General features: G+C 62.1%; 20 protein-coding genes. 10 read left to right on the forward strand and 10 right to left on the reverse strand.

Annotated features, from left to right (window positions below; translation table 11 throughout):
- Positions 1-31: 31 nt before the first annotated feature.
- Genes JIN81_RS17655 through JIN81_RS17665 form a run of 3 tightly spaced genes read right to left on the reverse strand, consistent with a single transcriptional unit; the run spans position 32 to position 2837 of the window.
- Positions 32-886, reverse strand: a complete 855-nt coding sequence (locus tag JIN81_RS17655) for an NAD(+)/NADH kinase (protein WP_200283090.1) — start codon at positions 884-886, stop codon at positions 32-34.
- Positions 887-941: 55 nt separating this feature from the next.
- Positions 942-1676 (reverse strand): TlyA family RNA methyltransferase, encoded by a 735-nt coding sequence (locus JIN81_RS17660; protein WP_200283091.1) that lies wholly within the window; start codon positions 1674-1676, stop codon positions 942-944.
- Positions 1677-1724: 48 nt separating this feature from the next.
- Positions 1725-2837 carry an LOG family protein gene (locus JIN81_RS17665; RefSeq protein ID WP_200283092.1) on the reverse strand — a complete coding sequence of 371 codons (1113 nt, stop codon included), beginning with the start codon at positions 2835-2837 and terminating at the stop codon, positions 1725-1727.
- A 107-nt stretch (positions 2838-2944) separates the two neighbouring features.
- Here JIN81_RS17665 and JIN81_RS17670 point away from each other — a divergent pair, with 107 nt between their 5' ends.
- Positions 2945-4012 carry a 3-deoxy-7-phosphoheptulonate synthase gene (locus JIN81_RS17670; protein WP_200283093.1) on the forward strand — a complete coding sequence of 356 codons (1068 nt, stop codon included), beginning with the start codon at positions 2945-2947 and terminating at the stop codon, positions 4010-4012.
- An 82-nt stretch (positions 4013-4094) separates the two neighbouring features.
- Here the strand turns inward: JIN81_RS17670 and JIN81_RS17675 are convergent, their stop codons facing one another.
- Positions 4095-4439, reverse strand: coding sequence for a hypothetical protein (locus JIN81_RS17675; RefSeq protein WP_200283094.1), 345 nt, complete (start codon positions 4437-4439; stop codon positions 4095-4097).
- Between the two features lie 30 nt (positions 4440-4469).
- A complete protein-coding gene (locus JIN81_RS17680; protein WP_200283096.1) occupies positions 4470-4664 on the reverse strand; it encodes a hypothetical protein in 195 nt (64 codons plus the stop codon).
- 146 nt (positions 4665-4810) lie between these two features.
- Here JIN81_RS17680 and JIN81_RS17685 point away from each other — a divergent pair, with 146 nt between their 5' ends.
- Both JIN81_RS17685 and JIN81_RS17690 read left to right on the forward strand, forming a co-directional pair.
- Positions 4811-5425 (forward strand): hypothetical protein, encoded by a 615-nt coding sequence (locus tag JIN81_RS17685; protein ID WP_200283098.1) that lies wholly within the window; start codon positions 4811-4813, stop codon positions 5423-5425.
- A 75-nt stretch (positions 5426-5500) separates the two neighbouring features.
- Positions 5501-6679, forward strand: coding sequence for a metallophosphoesterase (locus JIN81_RS17690; RefSeq protein ID WP_200283100.1), 1179 nt, complete (start codon positions 5501-5503; stop codon positions 6677-6679).
- Positions 6680-6684: 5 nt separating this feature from the next.
- On the opposite strand, the gene JIN81_RS17695 is transcribed toward JIN81_RS17690, so the two are convergent.
- A complete protein-coding gene (locus JIN81_RS17695) occupies positions 6685-8220 on the reverse strand; it encodes an arylsulfatase (RefSeq protein ID WP_200283102.1) in 1536 nt (511 codons plus the stop codon).
- A 149-nt stretch (positions 8221-8369) separates the two neighbouring features.
- Between JIN81_RS17695 and JIN81_RS17700 the strand changes: the two genes are divergently transcribed.
- From JIN81_RS17700 to JIN81_RS17725, 6 genes are all read left to right on the forward strand, one after another.
- Positions 8370-9275 carry a transporter gene (locus JIN81_RS17700; protein ID WP_200283105.1) on the forward strand — a complete coding sequence of 302 codons (906 nt, stop codon included), beginning with the start codon at positions 8370-8372 and terminating at the stop codon, positions 9273-9275.
- Positions 9276-9369: 94 nt separating this feature from the next.
- On the forward strand, positions 9370-10572 hold the full coding sequence (gene fabV / locus JIN81_RS17705; protein WP_200283109.1) for an enoyl-ACP reductase FabV: 1203 nt from the start codon (positions 9370-9372) through the stop codon (positions 10570-10572).
- A 57-nt stretch (positions 10573-10629) separates the two neighbouring features.
- The gene (locus tag JIN81_RS17710; protein WP_200283112.1) at positions 10630-11172 is read left to right on the forward strand and encodes a hypothetical protein; all 543 of its coding nucleotides are present in this window, start codon (positions 10630-10632) and stop codon (positions 11170-11172) included.
- Between the two features lie 232 nt (positions 11173-11404).
- Positions 11405-14536, forward strand: coding sequence for a PVC-type heme-binding CxxCH protein (locus JIN81_RS17715; protein ID WP_200283114.1), 3132 nt, complete (start codon positions 11405-11407; stop codon positions 14534-14536).
- 10 nt (positions 14537-14546) lie between these two features.
- Positions 14547-15461, forward strand: a complete 915-nt coding sequence (locus tag JIN81_RS17720) for a hypothetical protein (protein WP_200283116.1) — start codon at positions 14547-14549, stop codon at positions 15459-15461.
- Between the two features lie 32 nt (positions 15462-15493).
- Positions 15494-16105, forward strand: a complete 612-nt coding sequence (locus tag JIN81_RS17725; RefSeq protein ID WP_200283118.1) for a pyroglutamyl-peptidase I — start codon at positions 15494-15496, stop codon at positions 16103-16105.
- Here the strand turns inward: JIN81_RS17725 and JIN81_RS17730 are convergent.
- The 4 genes from JIN81_RS17730 to JIN81_RS17745 all read right to left on the reverse strand — a co-directional run bounded on the left by JIN81_RS17730 (position 16084) and on the right by JIN81_RS17745 (position 18790).
- The gene (locus tag JIN81_RS17730; protein WP_200283120.1) at positions 16084-16422 is read right to left on the reverse strand and encodes a DUF4190 domain-containing protein; all 339 of its coding nucleotides are present in this window, start codon (positions 16420-16422) and stop codon (positions 16084-16086) included. The two genes, JIN81_RS17725 and JIN81_RS17730, sit on opposite strands and share 22 nt — an antisense overlap.
- Positions 16415-17185 carry a DUF2459 domain-containing protein gene (locus JIN81_RS17735; RefSeq protein WP_200283123.1) on the reverse strand — a complete coding sequence of 257 codons (771 nt, stop codon included), beginning with the start codon at positions 17183-17185 and terminating at the stop codon, positions 16415-16417. The genes JIN81_RS17730 and JIN81_RS17735 overlap by 8 nt, the downstream gene beginning before the upstream one ends.
- Positions 17186-17211: 26 nt before the next feature.
- The gene (locus JIN81_RS17740; RefSeq protein ID WP_200283125.1) at positions 17212-18291 is read right to left on the reverse strand and encodes an FKBP-type peptidyl-prolyl cis-trans isomerase; all 1080 of its coding nucleotides are present in this window, start codon (positions 18289-18291) and stop codon (positions 17212-17214) included.
- A gap of 175 nt (positions 18292-18466) precedes the next feature.
- The gene (locus JIN81_RS17745; protein WP_200283127.1) at positions 18467-18790 is read right to left on the reverse strand and encodes a DUF3817 domain-containing protein; all 324 of its coding nucleotides are present in this window, start codon (positions 18788-18790) and stop codon (positions 18467-18469) included.
- Positions 18791-18947: 157 nt separating this feature from the next.
- Here JIN81_RS17745 and JIN81_RS17750 point away from each other — a divergent pair, with 157 nt between their 5' ends.
- Positions 18948-20168 carry an OmpP1/FadL family transporter gene (locus JIN81_RS17750; RefSeq protein ID WP_200283129.1) on the forward strand — a complete coding sequence of 407 codons (1221 nt, stop codon included), beginning with the start codon at positions 18948-18950 and terminating at the stop codon, positions 20166-20168.
- The last annotated feature ends 53 nt before the right edge of the window (positions 20169-20221 follow it).

The raw sequence follows: 20221 nt of genomic DNA on the forward strand, positions 1-20221 counted from the left end.
CTGATCCGATTTTCCAGCCTCCGCTGGGGAATCAGCCGCCGCGCCAGTTCAATTTCTGACGGAGGGCCGCGTAGAACGAGCGCCCCGGAAGCCGCAGAAGATGAAGATCGGTCGGAGATTTCTCAATCACCACACGGTCTCCCTGATGCAGTTCCACGATGTCCCGGCCATCGACCGTGAAGGACATCGGCCCATCCATCTCGCCGTAGGGTGCCAACTCGACCACCACGCCATCATCCACCACCAGCGAGCGCTGGCTCAGGGTGTGCGGGCACACCGGCGTGATCACGAAAACCCCGGCAGAAGGGCTGATCAGAGGGCCACCCGCGGAGAGGGAATAGGCGGTCGACCCCGTCGGAGTCGCCACGATCAGGCCATCCGCGCGGTAGCGGTTGAGGAGTTCGCCATTGACCGATGCACGCAGCCCACCAACCCGTCCGGTCTGACCACGAGCGAGCACCGCCTCGTTGAGCGCCGTGAATTGCTCGGCCTCTCCGTTGGCGCGCACGACACTTACGGAAAGCAGCGTCCGCCGACTGGTGTCGTAGTTGCCGGTCTTGAGTGCCGACGCGAACTCGCCGACTTCGCCGTCCGTGCAGCTCGTGAGGAATCCGAGCGTGCCGATGTTCACTCCCGCGACAGGCTTGGAAGTTCCGCCGAGGCGGTCGACCGCGTGAAGCATCGTTCCATCACCTCCAAGCACGGCGACAAGATCCGATTGCTCGGCCAGTTCGATACCGCCCAGCCCGCCTTCGTGGCCGATCATCTTCGCGGTGTTCTCCTCGAAGATCGAAGCAATGCCCACTCCGGCCAGTTCCTCGACCAAGCGGCTGAGGGTGCGTTGGGCCCCCGGTTTCTGAGGGTTCGCGACAATACCGACCTTCATGGTGATCAAGTTCTAAGGTGTCCCCACCCGGCAAGCAAGGCTGCGCACTGCTAGATCAGGACAGCAGCGCGAGGAATTCACGGTTCCCATCGGTTCCCTTGATGGGCGAGTCAATCAGTCCCCTCCACTCCCTTCCGAGCTCCACGGTGACGAAGGTCCGGATCTTCTCCACCGCCCGATCATGCAAGGCCGGATCCCGGACGATCCCGCCCTTGCCGATATCGTCCCGCTCCAATTCGAACTGCGGCTTGATCAAGGGCACGATGAGACCGCCCTCCTCCAGCACCCCGAAGGCCGCGGGCAGGATCTTGGTGAGGGAAATGAACGACACATCGATCACGATCAGCGAAACCCGTTCACCGAGGTCCGCTTCCACCAGCCCGCGCGCGTTGAACTTCTCCTTTACCACGACTTTCGGGTCGCTGCGGATCTTCCAAGCCAGTTGGTTGGTTCCCACATCGACCGCATGCACCCGCTCGGCGCCGCGCTGCAGGAGGCAGTCGGTGAATCCACCGGTGGACGCACCGATGTCCAGACATACACGTCCGGCTGGATCGATCTCGAAGGCGTCCAGCGCCCCCTCCATCTTCAGTCCACCCCGTCCGACGTACTTCGGCTTCTCCTTCACCTCGAGGTGGATGTCCTCGGGCACCTTCGCACTCGGCTTGTCGATCTGGCGGTCACTCGTCCTCACCTCGCCGGCGAGGACGAGGCGCTTCGCCTGCTCACGGGTGTCGCACAACCCGCGCGCCACCAGAAGCACATCCACCCGTTCCTTCTTGCCTGCCATGTTCCTAGTGCTTGGACCTCTTCCGGAGCGTTTTGATGACGATCGCCATCAGGCTTCGGCTTCCGCCTTGTTCACGGCATCGATCAATTCGCGCATCCGACCGAAGTCCCCCTTCCGGTGATTGAAGACCAGCCGCGGCAACTCCGCCAGTTCCGGCTCGTTCTCCTCCGCCTTCAATGCCTTGCACTGCTTCATCCCACCGGACTCGATCAGGTCCGAATACTCCTTCTCCAAAGCCTTCACCGAGGCATCCGAGAGGCGGTTCATCAGGCGCAGCACCAGGCGCTTGCCGACATAGCGGTAGGAATGGAACACCCGATAGAATCCCACGACCTCCTCAACGGCCTCGTCGAGGTCGTCGGTCACATGGATCAGCGACATGTCGGACTCGGAGATCAGGCCAAGGCGCAACAAGTGGTCCTTCACGAACTGCTCCCAGAATTTCCAATAAGTCCCGCCCTTCGCATCCACCAGCACCAGCGGATACACCTTCGCCTTGCCCGTCTGGATCAGCGTGAGCGCCTCAAATACTTCATCCATCGTACCAAAACCTCCCGGGAACCCGGCGGCTCCGTCGCTCTCCTTGACGAAAGAGAGCTTGCGGGTGAAGAAGTAGTTGAAATCAATCAGTTTCGGGTCACCCGCGATGAACTCATTCGGGTCAGCCTCGAAAGGCAGTGAAATGTTCAGCCCGAAGCTGTCCGCCGCCCCGGCACCTTCGTTTCCCGCCGCCATGATGCCCGGACCGGCGCCGGTGATCGTCATGAACCCATGATCGCGCATCCTCGCCGCGTACTCCTTGGCCGCGATGTATTCCGGTTCGTCGGGCTTCGTCCGTGCCGACCCGAACACCGACACCTTGCGGAACTTCTGCCACGATTCGAACACGATCTCCGCCTCGCGCATCTCCTTGAGCGCCCGGTTCATCAGCTTGAAGTCGCCCTTGCTGACACCATCCCGGGAAAGCCGAACGGCCGTGGTCATCATCTCGGCCAACAGCTCCTCATTGCCCGGCTTCGCCACTTCCTTCGCCATCTCGGAGATCTGGCGGTCGAGCCCCTCGTCTCCCGTCGAGCCCACGTACGACTTCCGAAACTCCAAGCCTCCCGTAAAATCCCTCTCCACCGGAACCTCCAACTTTTTTGCATGCCTCCTGCTCATCCCCGGCAGGAAAACAGATTTCGCCCCCCGGCGTCGAGACCAAGCCGGGACTCATCCCCACCACGCTGTGCTTGCCCCCGGCGCCCACCTCCCCTTTAGTCCCGCCTGTGACGCAGCACCGCACCGACGACCTCCGCATTTCCGGCCTCAATCCCCTGATCTCTCCGGCGGTCCTGAACTATTTCCAACCCGTCACCGAACAGGTCTCGGAATTGGTCGCCACCGCCCGCGAAGGCGCCGATGCCATCCTCAAGGGTCAGGACGACCGCCTGCTGGTCGTGATCGGCCCCTGCTCCATCCATGAGCCCGCTGCAGCGATCGACTACGGCAGGAAACTCAAGCCACTCATCGACCAGCACAAGGATGACCTGCTCATCGTGATGCGCGTCTACTTCGAAAAACCGCGCACCACCGTCGGCTGGAAGGGCCTGATCAACGACCCTCACCTCGACGGTTCCTTCGATATCAATCACGGACTGAAGATCGCCCGCGGCCTGCTCTTCGAGCTCGCGGAAATGGGCATCCCCGCCGGCACCGAATTCCTCGATACCATCTCGCCCCAGTACATCGCCGACCTGATCGCCTGGGGCGCCATCGGTGCGCGCACGACCGAAAGCCAGATTCACCGCGAACTCGCCTCCGGTCTCTCGATGCCCGTCGGCTTCAAGAACGGCACCGGAGGATCCATCCAGATCGCGCTGGACGCCATCCAGTCCGCCTCCCGCCCCCACCATTTCCTCTCCGTGACCAAGCAGGGAGTCTCCGCCATCGTCTCGACGACCGGCAACGAATCCTGCCACCTCATCCTGCGCGGCGGTAAGAACGGCCCGAACTACGAGAAGGCCGACATCGACGACGTCCTCGTCGGCCTCCACGAGCAGAACCTTCCTCCTCACGTGATGATCGATTGCTCCCACGGCAACTCGCGCAAGGACTACCGCAACCAGCCACTGGTGGCCGCCAACCTCTGCAATCAGATCGCCGACGGCTCGGAGGCCATCACGGCCGTCATGGTCGAATCCAATCTCGTCGAGGGGAACCAGAAGCTTGACCCCGACCTCAGCAAACTCACCTACGGCCAGTCGGTGACCGATGCCTGCATCGGTTGGGACGACACCGTCGAGGTGCTCGGCAAGTTCGCCAAGGCCGTGCAGGACCGACGGGCCGGCGCATGAGATAAGCCGCGGCTCACCGCACGGCTCATCCCTGCAGCTTCGTGACTTCGGAGAATCCGCAGTGCGGACAATCCGTCACGCGTTAGCGTGGGAAGCAGCGGACAAAGAAGAAGATGGCCGTCGCCGGCAAGGGGGGCAGGAAAAGCAGCATCCACCCGGTCCCCCGGCCGATCAGTCCGGCGTCACCAACCGCGAGCGAGATCCCGAACATCGCGACCACCAGCGCCACCCAACAGCCGGTGATCATGAACGAGTGATCGCTCAGCCTCTGGGCGAAAGGATGGCGGATGACCCGGCCCCGCCCCACCATGGGCAGCGACATTCCACAGGTCGGGCAGCAGAGAATCCCCCGATGCCGGGAGCGGAACGCCTCCAGCCCCGCCTCGGGCTGCTCGAGCATGTGTTGACCGCAGGATCGCGTCTTCATCTCAAAACTCCATCGAAGGCTCGGGATGCCCTATGCATCCGGCTTCCAAGCCAGCATCCAGCCAGCCCAGACCAGGTAGATTCCCATCGGGATTCCGGGAGAAAGCAGCACGGCAAGAAGCACCGAGTTCTGCCAGGTGACAACCGGCAGCAGAGCCATGAGGAACCCAGCCACAAACATCATGCCGCCCAGCATACGGGTCTCACATCGGCTCAAGGATTTCATGGGATCAGCATGCCGAAGACCCGTGCCCCTTCCCATGAGAATCGCGTGAACCGATTGTAGCGGGGACTGCCCATGACAAACCCCAGACTCGGATCGTCTGCGCCGTTCCTACCAAGCGCCGCAGCGGGAAAACCGATACACATTCCATGATCCAACCCCTGCTCACCCGTGTCCGCCATTGGACCCTGACCACGCTCTATCAGTCGCAGGTAATCACTCATCTGGGAGACCTCCCCGTGGTCTCTCTGCGAACCGAACATGCGGACTTCCTCCGCATCATCCGCCTGTCATTCGAACTCATCGAAACCTTGGATCCCCGACGCGCCGCAAGGGTCATCCATCACACCCGCTGGATCGTTGAAGCTTCGCTGGCCCTGGGGCCACGCTCAGGCCGCTACTGCCCGCAGCTGTCGGTCATCGAACTCGACTTCGACTACGATCCGGACTTCGGCGATGACCTGCGTCACGCCGCCTACTTCGCTGGCGTCCTGGTTCACGAAGCCACCCATGGACTTCTCGCACACAAGGGCTTCCACTACACCACCGATCAGCGGGTCCAGATCGAGCGCATCTGCGTCGCCGAGGAGAACCGCTTCCTCCTGAAAACCAATCGTCTCCGCGAGGGACTTGGGGACAACCTTCAGTTCAAGTTCGACCCCTGCCTCTGGGAGGACGCTTGGCAGATGGGCCGTTGGGAGAAATTCACCCGCTCCCTCAAACGAAGCTGGAGCGCCAGCTCCGGTGAACCCGCGGCGAATTGAATTCGCGCCAGCGGAGAAACACCTGCAGAATCCTGAGAGAACCCTTTCCCGGGGCACGTTTTCTTCACTTCAACCATGGAAAGACGATCATTCCTGCACATTTCAGCCGCCGGGTCCATCCTTGGAGCCTCTGCGAGCCACGCCCAAGAGCCTCAAGACGAGGAGGCCAAAGCACCCGGCATCCCCGTCGCCATGGCCCCCCGCCCCGACGGCATCGAGATCATCTGGCGCACCCACCAACTCGCACGCGGCATGGTCGAGTTCGGCCCGACTCCCGAGTTGGGATCGACGAAACGGGACGATGGATGGGGCCTGCGTCCAGCCGGCAGCGAATCGATCCGCGTCCGCCTCGACGGACTCCAACCCGGCACCACCTACCACTACCGGACCGTCACCGAGTCCATGGACAAGAAGGATGCCTCCCGATCGGTCTCCGCCATCCGAACCTTCCGCACCCTCGATCCCGCTGCTTCAGCGACCCGCTTCGCCGTGTGGAACGACACCCACAAGCACGCCGACACCATCAAGAAGCTCGCCGAGCTGACGCCCCCCAGTGACTTCCTCCTCTGGAATGGTGACATCTGCAATGACTGGTACCGGGAAGGTGAAGTGGCCGACACCATCCTGACGCCCGCCGGAGGGATCGACCACAGCGCGAACCACCCCCTGCTTCTGGTCAGGGGCAACCACGACGTCCGCGGCACCCTCGCCCATCAGGTCGAGGACCACGCCCCGATGCCGGACGGCAAGCCGTGGTTCGCCATCCGCAGTGGCCCGGTCACAGCCATCTGTCTGGATACCGGCGAAGACAAGCCGGACGACCATCCCTACCTCTTTGGGCGTGCAGCCTGCGAACCCATGCGCCAGGCGCAGGCCGAGTGGCTGGAGCAGACCATCACCCGTCCCGAATTCGCGAATGCCCCCTACCGGATCGTCTTCTGCCACATCCCGCTGCGCTGGACCGACGAAACCACCGATCACGGCTACGATTGGTATAGTAAGAGGAGTCGAGACCTGTGGCACGACAGCCTGGTGAAGTGGGGTGCCCAACTGGTCATCTCCGGCCACACCCATCGGGATGCCCACATCAGATCGAACGACCGCTTCCCCTACCAGCAACTGGTCGGCGGCGGTCCCAAGCATGCACAGGCTCGGCTCATCACCGCGCAGGCCGACAAGTCGAAGCTGGCCATCCGCATGACCGACCTCGACGGTAAGCAGGTCAGGGCACTCGATCTTCCGGCCCTGGTCTGAGCCAGTCAGGATCCGGCGAGATCCGGACGATCGGACTCCAGCTCCCGCTTGAAGATCTTGACCAGACGCTGCACCACCTCCGGGTGCTCCTTCGCCACATTGTGGTATTCCTTGGGGTCCTTCAGGATCTGATACAGCTGGAACGACCCGTCCTTGAGCTCGATCAACTTCCAACCCTCGCGGGTGATCAGGACACTCTTGCCCATCGGCCCCGAGCTCTTCACGAACACCTTCTCCTGAAACGATTTCTGTTCCTTGCCCAGCAGCGTCGGCAGGTAGGAAACCCCATCCTTCTTCGGCGGGGCCTCGACTCCGGCGAGGTCGGCAAGGGTGGGCATGAAATCATAGTGGGATGCCAGCAGGTCCGTCCGCTCCCCCGGGGCGATCTTCCCGGGCCAACGCACGATCATCGGGCAGTTGATGCCCCCTTGGAAGGCACACCATTTCAGCCCGGCCCGACCGCCGGCCCCATCGAAGACGTCGCCTTCATTGGAGGTCCGCCACTTCTTGTCCTCGAGGTTGGACTTGGATCCGTCAGCCAGCTTTCCAGACCTCCAGATGCGCTTCGGCAGTTGTCCCTCGCGATTCTGATAGTAAGTCTCGTGACCATTGTCGGATGAGAAGAAAACGACCGTCCGTTCATCCAGACCCAGCGCTTTCAGCTCCTGCATCAGGCGACCGACCGTATCGTCGAGCGAACGGACCATCGTCGCATACTTCTTCTCGGACAGCGTCAGGTCCTTGCGGTCGGCATAGTCCGGATGCAAGCGGGTAACCGCCACCGGTCCGTGCGGCAACTGGGTCGGATGATAGAGGAAGAAGCGCCGGTCGCGGTTCTCGCGCAGGAACTTCAACATCCCGTCGAGGAACACATCCTGGGAATAGGTCTTCCCACCGGAACCGACCGGATCGGTCCCATTCTCACTCATCTTCCCGCAGTCGATCCTGTCGTTGCCGGGCAGCTCGAACTTCTCACCATTGCGCCACAGGTAGGGCGGGAAAAATCCGTGGGCACGCTGGTGGTCGTAGTAGCCCTCGTAGTCATCCCAGCCGTGACGGGTGAGCAGCGAATGCCAGGTCAGGAAACCGATGTCCAGTTTCCCGAACTGCCCCGTGCGGTAGCCGGCCTGCTGGGCGACCTGGGCGAGGAACACCTCGTTTTCAGGTACCGGTTTGGCGCGTTGCTGCACCTTCATGAAGGCGGCATCCCACTCCTTCGGGCCCAACTTCTGGCGATCGAATTTCATGAGCTGCCCGCCCGGAGTGTGCGACCCCGATCCCTTGCGACCGTTGTGCATGCCCGTCAGCAGGCTCCACCTCGCCGGCGCGCAGTAGGGGTTTCCGTAGTAGTTGGAGAAACTGATGCCCTCACTGGCCAGACGATCGATGTGGGGCGTCTTGACGATCCCCTGTCCCTCATGCCCGAGCATTCCCGGACCCAGGTCGTCCGCCAGGATCAGGACCACATTCGGCCGATCGGGCGTGGCCTGCTCGGCGAGCAGCGGGAGCGAAAACAGCGTGAGCAGAAGCAAGCGGATCATTGCCCCTAGTACGCGAAAACAGACCGCCTTTTACAGCAATTTTTGCACAAGCCCCCCCTTCACCACACCGCTGACCCGGAACACGGGTTCGCCCTTCGCCTTTCCGATACTGCTTGTCCGGCTGCAGCCAATCCTTCATCAATCAGCCGATGCACCGAGCTCTGCTCCTCGCCCTTCTTCTATTCAGCTCGGCTGCGCACTCCCAGGAGTTGCAACCACGGCGCTGGAGCCACCTGCCCAAGGGCAGCAATTTCTCGGCCGCTGCCTACATTTACACCTCCGCGGACATCTTCTTCAGCCCCTCGACCCGGGTCGAGAACGCGAAGCTGGACATGCACACGATCTCCGCGAGTTACCTGCATGCCTTCGAGTTGCTCGGGAAGTCAGCCCGCTTCGACATCGTTCAGGCATACCAGGATGGCCGCTGGGAGGGAACCCTCGACGGCACACCGGCCTCCACCAGCCGCACCGGCTTGTCCGACACGGCCGTCCGACTCTCCATCAACCTCTTTGGAGCGCCACCACTGGAAGGAGAGGATTTTGCCACCTACCGACGCGAGGTGGCTGATTGTGAAACCATCGTCGGCATCGGACTCACGACCCTCCTGCCCACCGGCCGCTATCTCAAGGACCGACTGCTCAACCTCGGCAACAACCGCTTCACCTTCCGCCCTGAGATCGGCATGGTCCACACCCGCGGTCCGTGGTCCCTTGAGCTCGATCTGGCGACCTACTTCTTCACCGACAACAACTCGTTCTACAAAGGCAACACCCTCGAAAAGGATCCCCTGTTCGCGGGTCAGGCCCACCTTGTTTATACCTTCCGCCCGGGCCTCTGGGTCTCGACCGGCACGGCTTTCGGCAGCGGTGGAGGCACCCGGATCAATGGACTCGGCTCGGGCGATTCGAACAACAACCTGCTCTATGGCGCTGCCATCGGTTTCCCGATCAGCCGCAAGCTCGGCATGAAGGTCGCCTACATCCGCACCAACTCTCTCGAACGCACCGGTTTTGATTCGCACTCCATCGTGATCGGAGCCGCGCTCATGTGGTGACGATCCCGGCTCGAGAACTCCATTTCCTCCCCCCGTCAAAGCCCTCGCGCGAACACTTGCAGCCGAACCGACGACCCCCTAGGCTCCGCCCATCATGATCGTTGAGCCGAAAATCCGTGGATTCATCTGCACCACCTCGCATCCCGATGGCTGCGCCAAGCACGTCGCCGACCAGATCGCCGTCGTCAAGGAACGAGGCCCCATCGAGAACGGCCCGAAACGGGTGCTCGTGATCGGATCATCCACCGGATACGGACTCTCATCACGGATCGCCGCCGCGTTCGGTTGTGGTGCCTCCACCATCGGGGTCTTCTTCGAAAAGGAAGGCAGCGAGCGCCGGACCGGCACCGCAGGTTGGTACAATTCCGCCGCCTTCGAGAAGGAAGCCAAGGACGCCGGACTCTACGCCCGCTCGTTCAATGGCGATGCCTACTCGGACGAAATGAAGGCCACCGTGATCGAAGCCATCAAGGCCGACCTCGGACAGGTCGACTGCGTCGTTTACTCCCTCGCCTCCCCGCGCCGGAACCACCCGCGCAATGGTGAGACCTACAAGTCGGTGCTCAAGCCCATCGGCCAGACCTACACCAACAAGAACCTCAACACGACAACCCAGGTCGTGGATGAAGTCACCATCGAACCCGCCAATCAGGACGAGATCGATCAAACCATCGCCGTGATGGGTGGAGAGGATTGGGAGATGTGGATGGATGCCCTCAAGGACGCCGGCGTGCTCGCCGAAGGCGTCAAAACCGTCGCCTACTCCTACATCGGCCCGGAAGTGACCTGGCCGATCTACACCAATGGCACCATCGGCGCGGCCAAGGAAGACCTCGAGAAATCGCAGCGCGCCCTCGACGAAAAACTCGCCGATCTGGGTGGCAAAGCCTGGGTCTCGGTCAACAAAGCGCTCGTCACCCAAGCCAGTTCTGCCATCCCCGTTGTGCCCCTCTACATTTCCCTGCTCTACAAGGTGATGAAGGCCAAAGGCACCCACGAGGACACCATCGAACAAATGGACCGCCTCTTCCGCGACCGACTTTATGGGAAAGCGGATCCCCAACCCGATGAAGCCGGCCGCATCCGGGTGGACGACTGGGAAATGACGGATGACGTCCAAGCCGCTGTCGACAAGGTCTGGAACGAGGTAAATACCGAAAATCTCAAGGAACTCGCCGACGTGGAGGGCTACGAGAGCTCGTTCCTGCGGCTGTTCGGATTCGGGCTCGAAGGCGTGGATTACAGCGCGGACACCGACCCAGCGACCCCCGTTCCCTCACTGGAAAGCGCGGATTGAGGGCTTACGCGATCCCGTGATGGGAAGACTTCAAGGTGATGCGTAATATCACCACCGATGAAGTTCCCCCACCTCCTCACCATTCTGATCACCGCCCTCAGCCTGACAGCGCCGCTGTCAGCTCGGGAAAAGGACGCCCCTGCAAGGCCTCAGCAGCCGACGGAAGCCGAAACCGCCATGCTCTATGAGAAGGCAGCCGCCTTCCTCCGCACTGCCATCCAGGTCGACGAGAACGATCAGGCCAGCAGCCACTGCCTCCGCCGCGGCAAATACACCCGCATCGAGTGGCGCAACCTCGTTTTCCGCCAACTCATCCTCGGCTCGATTTCGAGCAAGGATAAGAAGAACGGCATCAACCGCCGCATCTACGCACAGCTCGGAAGCGACGCCCATCGGCTCACCGATGATAAAGGCACCACCGCCTGGCGTAGCGGACGGTTTCAGGAATTCCCCAATTTCGTGATGATCGAGCAAGTCGGCGACGAATATCGCCTCAGCGCTCCAGGCATTGATCTCTTTTCTCCCAATCCCGGGCGGACACCCGTCCAACCCGCCGTTCCCGCGAATGGCGACGAGACCCTTGTGGCCAAACGCTTCTGAGTCCTCACAGCGGTTCTCTCGTAGACGCCCTTCCCGGTGACCCCGGAGAAGGGCGTCTGGCGTTTACGAGGACAAGAATCAGCATGCAGTCATCACCATGGCATGCCGCACCGCCGCCCATGGTCGAGCCCCCTGCGGGTCGAGCCCCACCAGAAAGAAGGGTCCATAGGGGCAGAAATGGATATCCCGAGTGACAGAGAACCGACCCTTCGGCGGTATCTGGCGGCATCATATGAAGAATCTCTGGCTTGCTTCCCTTCTCCTTGCCGCGGTCCCGTGGGCCGCCGCAGCGACAGCACCCAAAAAAGAAGATCGCATCGTCCTCCTCGGCAACGGATTGGGAGAGAGAATGCTCGACCACCCGTGGTTCGAGACCGAGCTCCAACTGCGCTACCCGGACGAGAAACTTGTCGTCCGCAACATGTGCCGCCCCGGCAACACCCCGGGTTTCCGTCCGCACCCTTCCCGCGCATCCCAGTGGGCGTTTCCTGGCGCTGAGGCATTTCGTCCTCAGAACAAGATCCACCACGGCAATGGCCACCACCCCACCCCCGATGAATGGCTCAAAACCGCCGGGGCCGACACCATCCTCGCCTTCTTCGGCTACAACGAATCCTTCGACGGGCCGGAAGGACTCGACGCCTACAAGGGCGAGCTCGAGGCCTTCGTGAAGCACACGCTTGCCCAGAAATACAACGGGGAATCGGCACCACGCCTCGTCCTGATCTCGCCCATCGCCTACGAGGACCTGTCCTCCAAGCGCGACTTGCCGGACGGCACCACCGAGAATGCCAACCTGAAACTCTACAGCGACGCCATGGCCGAAGTCGCGAAGTCCACCGGAGTCGAATTCGTTGACCTCTTCGACTCCACCACCCAGCTCTACGCAGCAAGCGACGAGGAGTTCACCCGCAACGGTTTTCTTCCCAACGATCACGGCTACCGCCTGCTGGGACCCGCCCTCGTTGACCAGGTATTCGGAGCCGGTGACCGTGCCTCGAAGGTGGATCCGGAGACCCTCGCCGAGATCGTCCGCGACAAGAACTGGTTCTGGTTCAATGACTACCGGATGCTCAACGGCGTGCACGTCGACGGCCGCCGCTACAAGCCGTTCGGCCCCGAGAACTACCCGGCCGAAATCGAGAAGATGCGCGCCATGACCGAAATGCGTGATCGCGCCATCTGGGCCACCGCGAAGGGACTGAAATTCGACCTCAAGAAGGCCGACGAAAGCACCCCGGAGCTCCCCGAGATCACAACCAACTACAAACCTAGTAGAAAGAACGGTACACCCGACTACAACAAGGGGAAGGACGCGATCAAATCCCTCACCGTTCCGGAAGGCTACAAGGTCGAGATGTTCGCCTCCGAACAGGAATTCCCGAATCTCGCCAACCCGGTGCAGATCTCGTTCGACAACAAGGGCCGCCTGTGGGTTGCCACCATGCCGAGCTATCCGCACTACAAACCGGGCGACATCCGCCCCGACGACAAGCTCCTCATTTACGAAGACACCGACGGTGACGGCCGTGCCGACAAGGAGACCGTCTTCGCCGACAACCTCCATCTGCCCACCGGATTCGAGTTCGCTCCCGAGGGCGTGTATGTCTCCCAGGAACCCGCACTGATGCTCCTGCGCGACACGAATGGCGACGACCGTGCGGATTCCAGGGAGGTCGTTCTCACCGGCTTCGACACCCACGACACCCACCACGCGGTCGGTGCGTTCTGCGCCGATCCATCCGGTGCCTTCATGATGTGCGAAGGCGTGTTCCTTCACTCGAACGTCGAAACACCCTACGGCCCGGTCCGGGGCATTGATGGCGGGTTCTACCGCTTCAGCCCGCAGCGCACCCACCTCGAGCGCACCGCCCAGGTTTCCATCCCGAACCCATGGGGTTTCGCCTTCGACGACTGGGGTCAGGACTTCTTCATCCACACCTCCGGCACCCGCATCAACTGGCTGCTGCCGTCATCGATCAAGCCCACCTACGGGGCCAAGGCACCGCTGACCAAGGACCTCGCCCCGAAAGGCCACGCCGTACGCCCCACATCCGGTTTGGAGTTCGTCTCGTCCGCCCACTTCCCGGATGAGGTTCAGGGCGACATGCTCGTGGCCAACAACATCGGGTTCCTCGGCATCAAGCAGCACAAGATCGAGGACGATGGAACCGGCTACAAGACGAGTCACCGTCAAGACCTCCTCGTGTCGAAGGACGGCAATTTCCGCCCCGTCGATCTGGAGTTCGCTCCCGACGGATCACTCTATGTCGTCGACTGGCACAACATGCTGATCGGCCACATGCAGCACAACGCACGCGACCCGCTCCGGGACCACGTGCACGGCCGCATCTACCGGATCACCTACCCTTCGCGCCCCCTGGTGAAGCCCGTCAAGGTGGCAGGGGCCCAAGTCGCCGACCTGCTGGAGAATCTGAAGTCGCCCGACTACCGGACACGCTATCGGACCCGGCGCGAACTCCGCAGCCATGACCCCGCTACCGTCCTCCCCGCCATTCAGAAATGGGTGGCCGCTCTGGATGCCAAGGATCCGAAATACGACCACCATCGTCTCGAAGCACTCTGGACCAGTTGGGCTCTCAACAAGGTGGACACGGACCTGCTCCGCCAACTGGCGAAGTCGGATGACCACCGCGCTCGTGCCGCAGCCATCCGGGTGCTTCGCTACAACATCCGTTCATTCGACAACCACGCCCAACTGCTGATGGCCGCGGCTGACGACCCGCATGGCCGGGTGCGCGTGGAAGCAATCATCGCAGCCTCATGGCTGGACAACTCGGTCGGCAGCAAGGTGGTCGCCGCCGCCAGCAAGAACCCCATGGATGACTGGATCAAGGGAGCCGCCAAAACCGCTGCAGACCGGCTCGCCGGCAAGGAGGAGGTCGAAGTCGATGAGAACCCGGCCCCCGAGCCCCCGTCCTACCTGACAGCGGCCGAGAAGAAGCTCTTCCTGAGCGGTCACGAAATCTACCACCGCGAAGGTCACTGCGCCACCTGCCACCAGCCCGACGGCAAGGGACTGCCCTCCGCCGGATTCCCGCCGATCGCCGAAACCGATTGGACCCAGGGGAACGAAGAACGCCTGATCAAGCTCACGCTTCACGGCCTGATGGGCCCGATCGAAATCAACGGCCAGAAGTATCCCGGCCAGGTTCCGATGACTCCCTTTGGAGGCATGCTCAATGACGAGGAAATCGCCGCCGTGCTGACCTACGTCCGCAACGACCTCGGCAACAAGGCACCCGCAATCAAACCCGAAACCGTCTCCAAAGTGCGCAAGGAAACCGGCACCCGTTCCTTCTACAGCCCGGAAGAACTTCTCAAGGAGCACCCGATGGAGTAATTCCGGCCCTGTGCCTGCTGACTCCGCCTTCGCAGATTCCCTCGTTGTTGAACAGGGCTTCGCCTACCCCGATTGGGACGGCATCGCCCGCCACATCGAGTCCACCCTTCCCGAGAGCGGCTGGGGTGCCGCTTGGGAGAAGGTCGCCCACCAGTGGCTCGAGCATCTCCGCCAGCACCTTGGCGAGGCCTATCAGGTCCACGAGACCAGCAACTTCCTCATCCTCACCTCGGCACCCGGACACATCGCGGAAGACGCCAAACAGAGCGCCGAAGCGAGCCTCTCCCAGATTCTCCGGCACCTCGATGGATCCGCATCGGACCTCGGCTATGGGAAACACGTCGTCCTGATGTTTGCCGAGTCGGGCGACTACTACCAATACGTCGCCCACTTCCACCCGGACGGCGACGTGCCGATGTCGGGCGGACTGTGCATCCAGTCCGGCTACACCCACTACGCTTTCCCAACCTACGACCATAACGGTTACCGAACGGTCCTTGCCCACGAACTCACCCATGCCTGCCTCAGCCACCTGCCCATCCCCGCCTGGCTGAACGAGGCACTCGCGATGCGCATGGAGACCGCCGTCACCGGAGACAGCATCTTCTACCTCGACCGTGAGATCTTCGAACGCCATCTGCACCACTGGAACGAGGAAACCATCCAGCAGTTCTGGAGTGGAGCCGCCTGGCAGATCCCCGGCGACAGCTTCGAACTGAGCTACAACCTCGCCGAAATCCTGTGGCGGAAGATCGAAGTCGACCTGAACGCCTCGAAGGATCAGGTGACCTCATTCATCAATGCCGCGACTTACGAAGACGGCGGGGAATCCGCCTTCCGCGCCACTTTCGCGCTGGGCCTGGAAGAGCTGGCCGCCGACTTTCTTGGAGATGGACCTTGGGCGCCGAGGCCCGAGCGGTTTTAGTCACCACCCACACCTCCTCTTTTTCACCCACCATGCCCGTCATTCTCGTCAGCGGATTCGATGCTTGGGGCGACCTCAGCGCCAACCCGGCATGGCTTGCCGTCGAGGCTGCAAGCCCACAGCTTCCCTCCGACTGGGAGATCCAGAAGATCAAACTCCCGGTCTCATGGTCGAGCGCATTCGAACAGCTACGCGACGCGTGGTCCTATGACGTGGAGGCCGTGCTCTGCTTCGGTGTGGCTCCCATCGACGGCGTCGCGGTCGAACGCATTGCCATCAACCTGGCCGAAGGGTCGGATGTCGACGGCACCCCACCTCCCCATCCATCCGTGATCGAGGACGGACCGGCCGGCTATTGGAGCACCTTGCCCGTCGACACCATCCATCGCGCCCTCGTGGCTGCGGGACTTCCGGCGAAGCTCTCCGCCCACGCCGGCACCTACCTGTGTAATGCACTGCTCTATCAGGTGATTGACCACGCCCTCTGGACCAAGCCCGGGATCCCGGTCGGCTTCATCCATCTATCGAACCTGAAGTCACCCGGTTCCGTCGATCAGGAGACACTGGCGCGGGCAGTCGAGCTCGCCATCGAGGCCACCCTCTCCGGTGAAGGCGACCTTCCTCAGGACTTGATCAAAGCCTGACCCAGCAACAGCAGCCCGATCAAGCTGCACAAACCGCCCATCACGAGCCCGAATATTGCCCGGCCCGTACCGTGCTTGCGACGACCCGTCTGCTTCGACCGCTTGATTTCCCGCAGCGCGAGAATCCCGGTCACCATCGCGAAAGGAGCAGGAAGGATGAGCACCGAAACCAAGCCAAGATAGCCTGAAGCAATCGCCCAGCCCGAATTCCCCACCGGGAGGAGCAGGCGCATGCCCGCCTGATCCCCGAGGCGCTGGCCACCGGCGGGCGGCATCGGCGGCGGAGCGGCCGGGCGACTGTAGGGTTCCTCACTCATGCTCCGATTCCCCGGCATCGTCCGGCTCCTGCCATGCAGGATCCCAGATCTTCGCAAATCCGTTCTCAGGCTTCTCCGCCTGACGGATCACGCCATCCGCGGACAACCCACGAAGTCCACCCATCTCGAATCCGGCGGAACGCAGCGCATCAACCGTCCAGATGTTGCAAATACGAGGGAAATAGTAGGAATGGGGTGACCGGATGAGCATCCCCTCCCCCCAGCTCGAGCGGGTCACCGTTTCGGGCACCCCGTTGGCATCACGCACCGCGCAATGATTCAGGAAACCGGCCAACCCGGCTCCCGCGGACTCGGGCACGTAGGCCTGATAGAGACGCTGGTGGTGGCAGACTTCGGGAATGTTCCAGTCGAACGGGATGATCTCCATCACCGCGCCCGATGGCAGGAACAAGGCATGCACCACCTGTCCGGGACTCAACCAACGCTTCTGGACATAGGCCGTTTCGTCCCCCCAGCTGAAGGCGACGTAGCGATGATCGCCGATCTCCGGCGGCGTGACGTAGCCGTGACGACGCAGCCAATCGAGCTCGAGCACCAGCCCGGTGTGAAGGTTGTCACTGAAGAGCAGGACCGGCACCGTGGCCGGCTCGGGAGCTTCCTCAGCGGTTTCCTCGGCCGCCTGCGCCGTGACTTCCACCCGCTGGTGGCCGACCTGCTTCTCCTTCGGGAAATGAAGGAACGAGCAGGAACCCAAGAAAAACGGGGCCGTCAGCAACCATGCCCTGACGACCCCGGATCTCATAAAATGCTTTCAGTGGGTTGGAGCGATCAGCGCACGATCTCGAGCAACTCGACATCGAAGACGAGCATGCCACCTGGACGACCACCACCCGGGTTCTCACCGTAAGCGAGATCGGCAGGGATCCAGAAGCGACGCTTCTCACCGACCACCATCAACTGCAGGCCTTCGGTCCACCCCTTGATCACGCCATTGAGTGGGAACTGGGTCGGCTCACCGCGGGTCACGGAGCTGTCGAACATCTCGCCATCAGGAGTCCAACCGGAGTAGTGCACCTTCACGGTGTCCGTGGCCTTGGGCTTCTCGTCACCCTTACCTTCGGAAAGCACCTTGTGGGCGAGACCGCTGGCGGTCTTCTCGGCACCCTCAGGAACTGCAGCCACGTCTTCGGGGACCGGAGGAGCTGGTGGCGCATCCTTGAAGGAAATCAACTCGAGGTCGGCCACGATGAAACCACCGGGAACCCGGGGCTCGGGAAGCCAGCACTTGCGCTGCTCGCCGACCTTCATCTCCTTGAACAGACCACCGAGTTCCGGTGGAAGTTTGTCGAGCGGCACGCTTGGAGCATCGCCCTGCGCGCGGCTGTCCTGCACCGTCTGACCTTCCATGGTCTTGCCGGTGAAGTGGAAGGTGACGACCTGTTTGTCGCCGGGAGACTCCCCTTCGCCTTCCTTGAGGATCTTGTAAGCTATGCCGCCTTCGGTTTTCTCGGTGTCCTCGGGTGGCTTGGGAGCTGCCTTGATGCCGATCAGTTCGACGTCGAAGACCAGCATGCCACCCGGACGACCACTGCCGGGAACGACTGGGCCGTAGGCGAGGTCTTCAGGAATCCAGAAGCGGCGCTTCTCGCCTTCGACCATGAGCTGGAGACCTTCAGTCCAGCCTGCGATCACCTGCCCCAGCGGGAAGCTGGTCGGCTCGCCACGCTCCACCGAGCTGTCGAACATCTTTCCATCGGTCGTCCAACCCGAGTAGTGGACGGTCACCGTGTCGGAGGCCGTCGGCTTGGTTTTGCCGGTTCCGGCTTGGAGGACTTTCGAGGCGAGACCACTTTCGGTCTTTTCTGCATCGGCGGGAGCGGCGGCTACGTCGGCTGGTACTTCAGGCATGATCTTTTCTGGTTCTTCGGCGGCCGCATTTTCTGCCGCGGCGGGAGCTGGGGCGTCCGGAGTCTCCTCGGAACGCACTAGGGCGGGTACTGCAACAATCGCCGCAGCAGTCATCAGGGGTGTCAGGGTCCGGACTTTCATGGAACGAGGGAGCATCCACGCCCAAGGGCTTGTGTCAACCGCCCGCCCCATCCTTCGCCTCATCCTCCGCCAGCCGGCGATCGATCACAAAAGGCCCGAATGGCAGCAGAGAGGCCACCATCATCAGGACCGCATGCTTGAAGGGCAGGACCTTTTCGAGCAGCGCGAGAAGCACCAGAAGACCCAGCAAAATGAAGAGGGCACCGTGCGCCCAACCCACGATCTTCACCGCCATATCAATGCCCATCCCATACTTCAGGGGCATCGCGATGCCGAGCAGCAGCAGGAAGGAGATCCCTTCGATCTTGCCCACAATCCTCACTCGACCCACCGGATCGCTCCAAGATGCCTTCGTCATGCCGCGCTGTTTCGGTCGGGAACACCGGGCTGTCAACCCTTCGCCGCCCTTCCAAGAGCCCCAGCCCGACCTGCTTCTTCCTTGCGCATCGGGAAAAAAAGGTTCTTATCGACAAACCCCAGATTCACCCGACCCCTCGCGTCCGCATCTCTCCCGCATGAAACCCACCACGACCGCGGTTTTCACCGCCCTCGCCCTGTCATCCCTCGCCCAAGGAGCCGGCTTCCAGCTCCAGGAACGTTCCACCCGCGGCCTCGGGCGCGCCTTCTCCGGTGAAGCCGCTATCGCCGACGACGCCTCCGTCCTCGCCTCCAATCCGGCAGGCATGCTGCTGGTCCCCGGAGATACGGCCATCTCCGTCGGTTTGAGCGGGATCTTCCCCGATGTCGATGTGGACGGCGTCTTCACACCAACCGGAGCTCCAGGCGGCATCCCGACCTCGGCCCGGGGCGTGGCTGACGACGCCGTCGTGCCCTACCTGTATCTCACCCAGAAGCTCAACGACAAGGTCAGCGTCGGCTTCGGCTCCTACACCACCTTCGGTCTCGCGACGAATTACCCGCTGAATTTCGCGGCGCGGTCGCTCGCCGACAAGAGCGAGCTCAAGACCGTCAATTTCAATCCGTCCATCGCCTACCGCTTCAACTCGCAATGGTCGATCGGCGTGGGATTCAACGCACTCTACGGCGAAGGGAAACTCAACTCGACCTTCCCCAACTCCATCCCGATCCTCGACCTCGCCGGCGATGACTGGGGCTTCGGTTACAACCTCGGCCTGATGTTTGAATGGAGCGACTCCACCCGGTTCGGGCTACACTACCGCTCCGAAGTCGATCTCACCCTGGAAGGACGAGTCGTCTCAGGCGCTGCCGCAATCTGGAATGGCCCCGGGATCGTTGATGTCACCCTTCCCGATTCCCTCGAGTTCAGCGCCTACCACGAAATCAACGACCGTTGGGCGATCCATGGCGACGTGGTGTGGACCGGCTGGAGCGATTTCCAGCAACTCCAACCCATCGTCTTCGGCGCACCCGTGCAGCCACCCGCCACCATCGAGAACTGGAAGGATGTCTACCGGTTCGCCCTCGGCACCACCTGGCAAGCCACCGACCGCGTCACCCTGAGAGCCGGTGTGGCCTACGACCAATCACCCGTCGAACCCCAGTTCCTCACTCTGCGGATTCCCGACTCCGACCGCCTGTGGGTGAGTGTCGGCATGAGCTACCAGTTCAATGCATGCTGGGCCATCGACCTTGCCTACACCCACTTGTTCACCGACTCGGTGCGGATCAACGAAACCACCGCTGCAGGAAACTTCACCGGCACCGCCGAAGGAAGCACCCATCTGGTTGCCCTCGGCTTGTCGGGCCACTTCTGAAGACTTCCGGTTTCCCTGAGGAACCCAAACCTGCGGGCCGGGGCGGTTTTCCA

The organism is Haloferula rosea, assembly GCF_016595525.1.
In the GTDB taxonomy this organism is placed as follows: Bacteria; Verrucomicrobiota; Verrucomicrobiia; order Verrucomicrobiales; family Akkermansiaceae; genus Haloferula; species Haloferula rosea.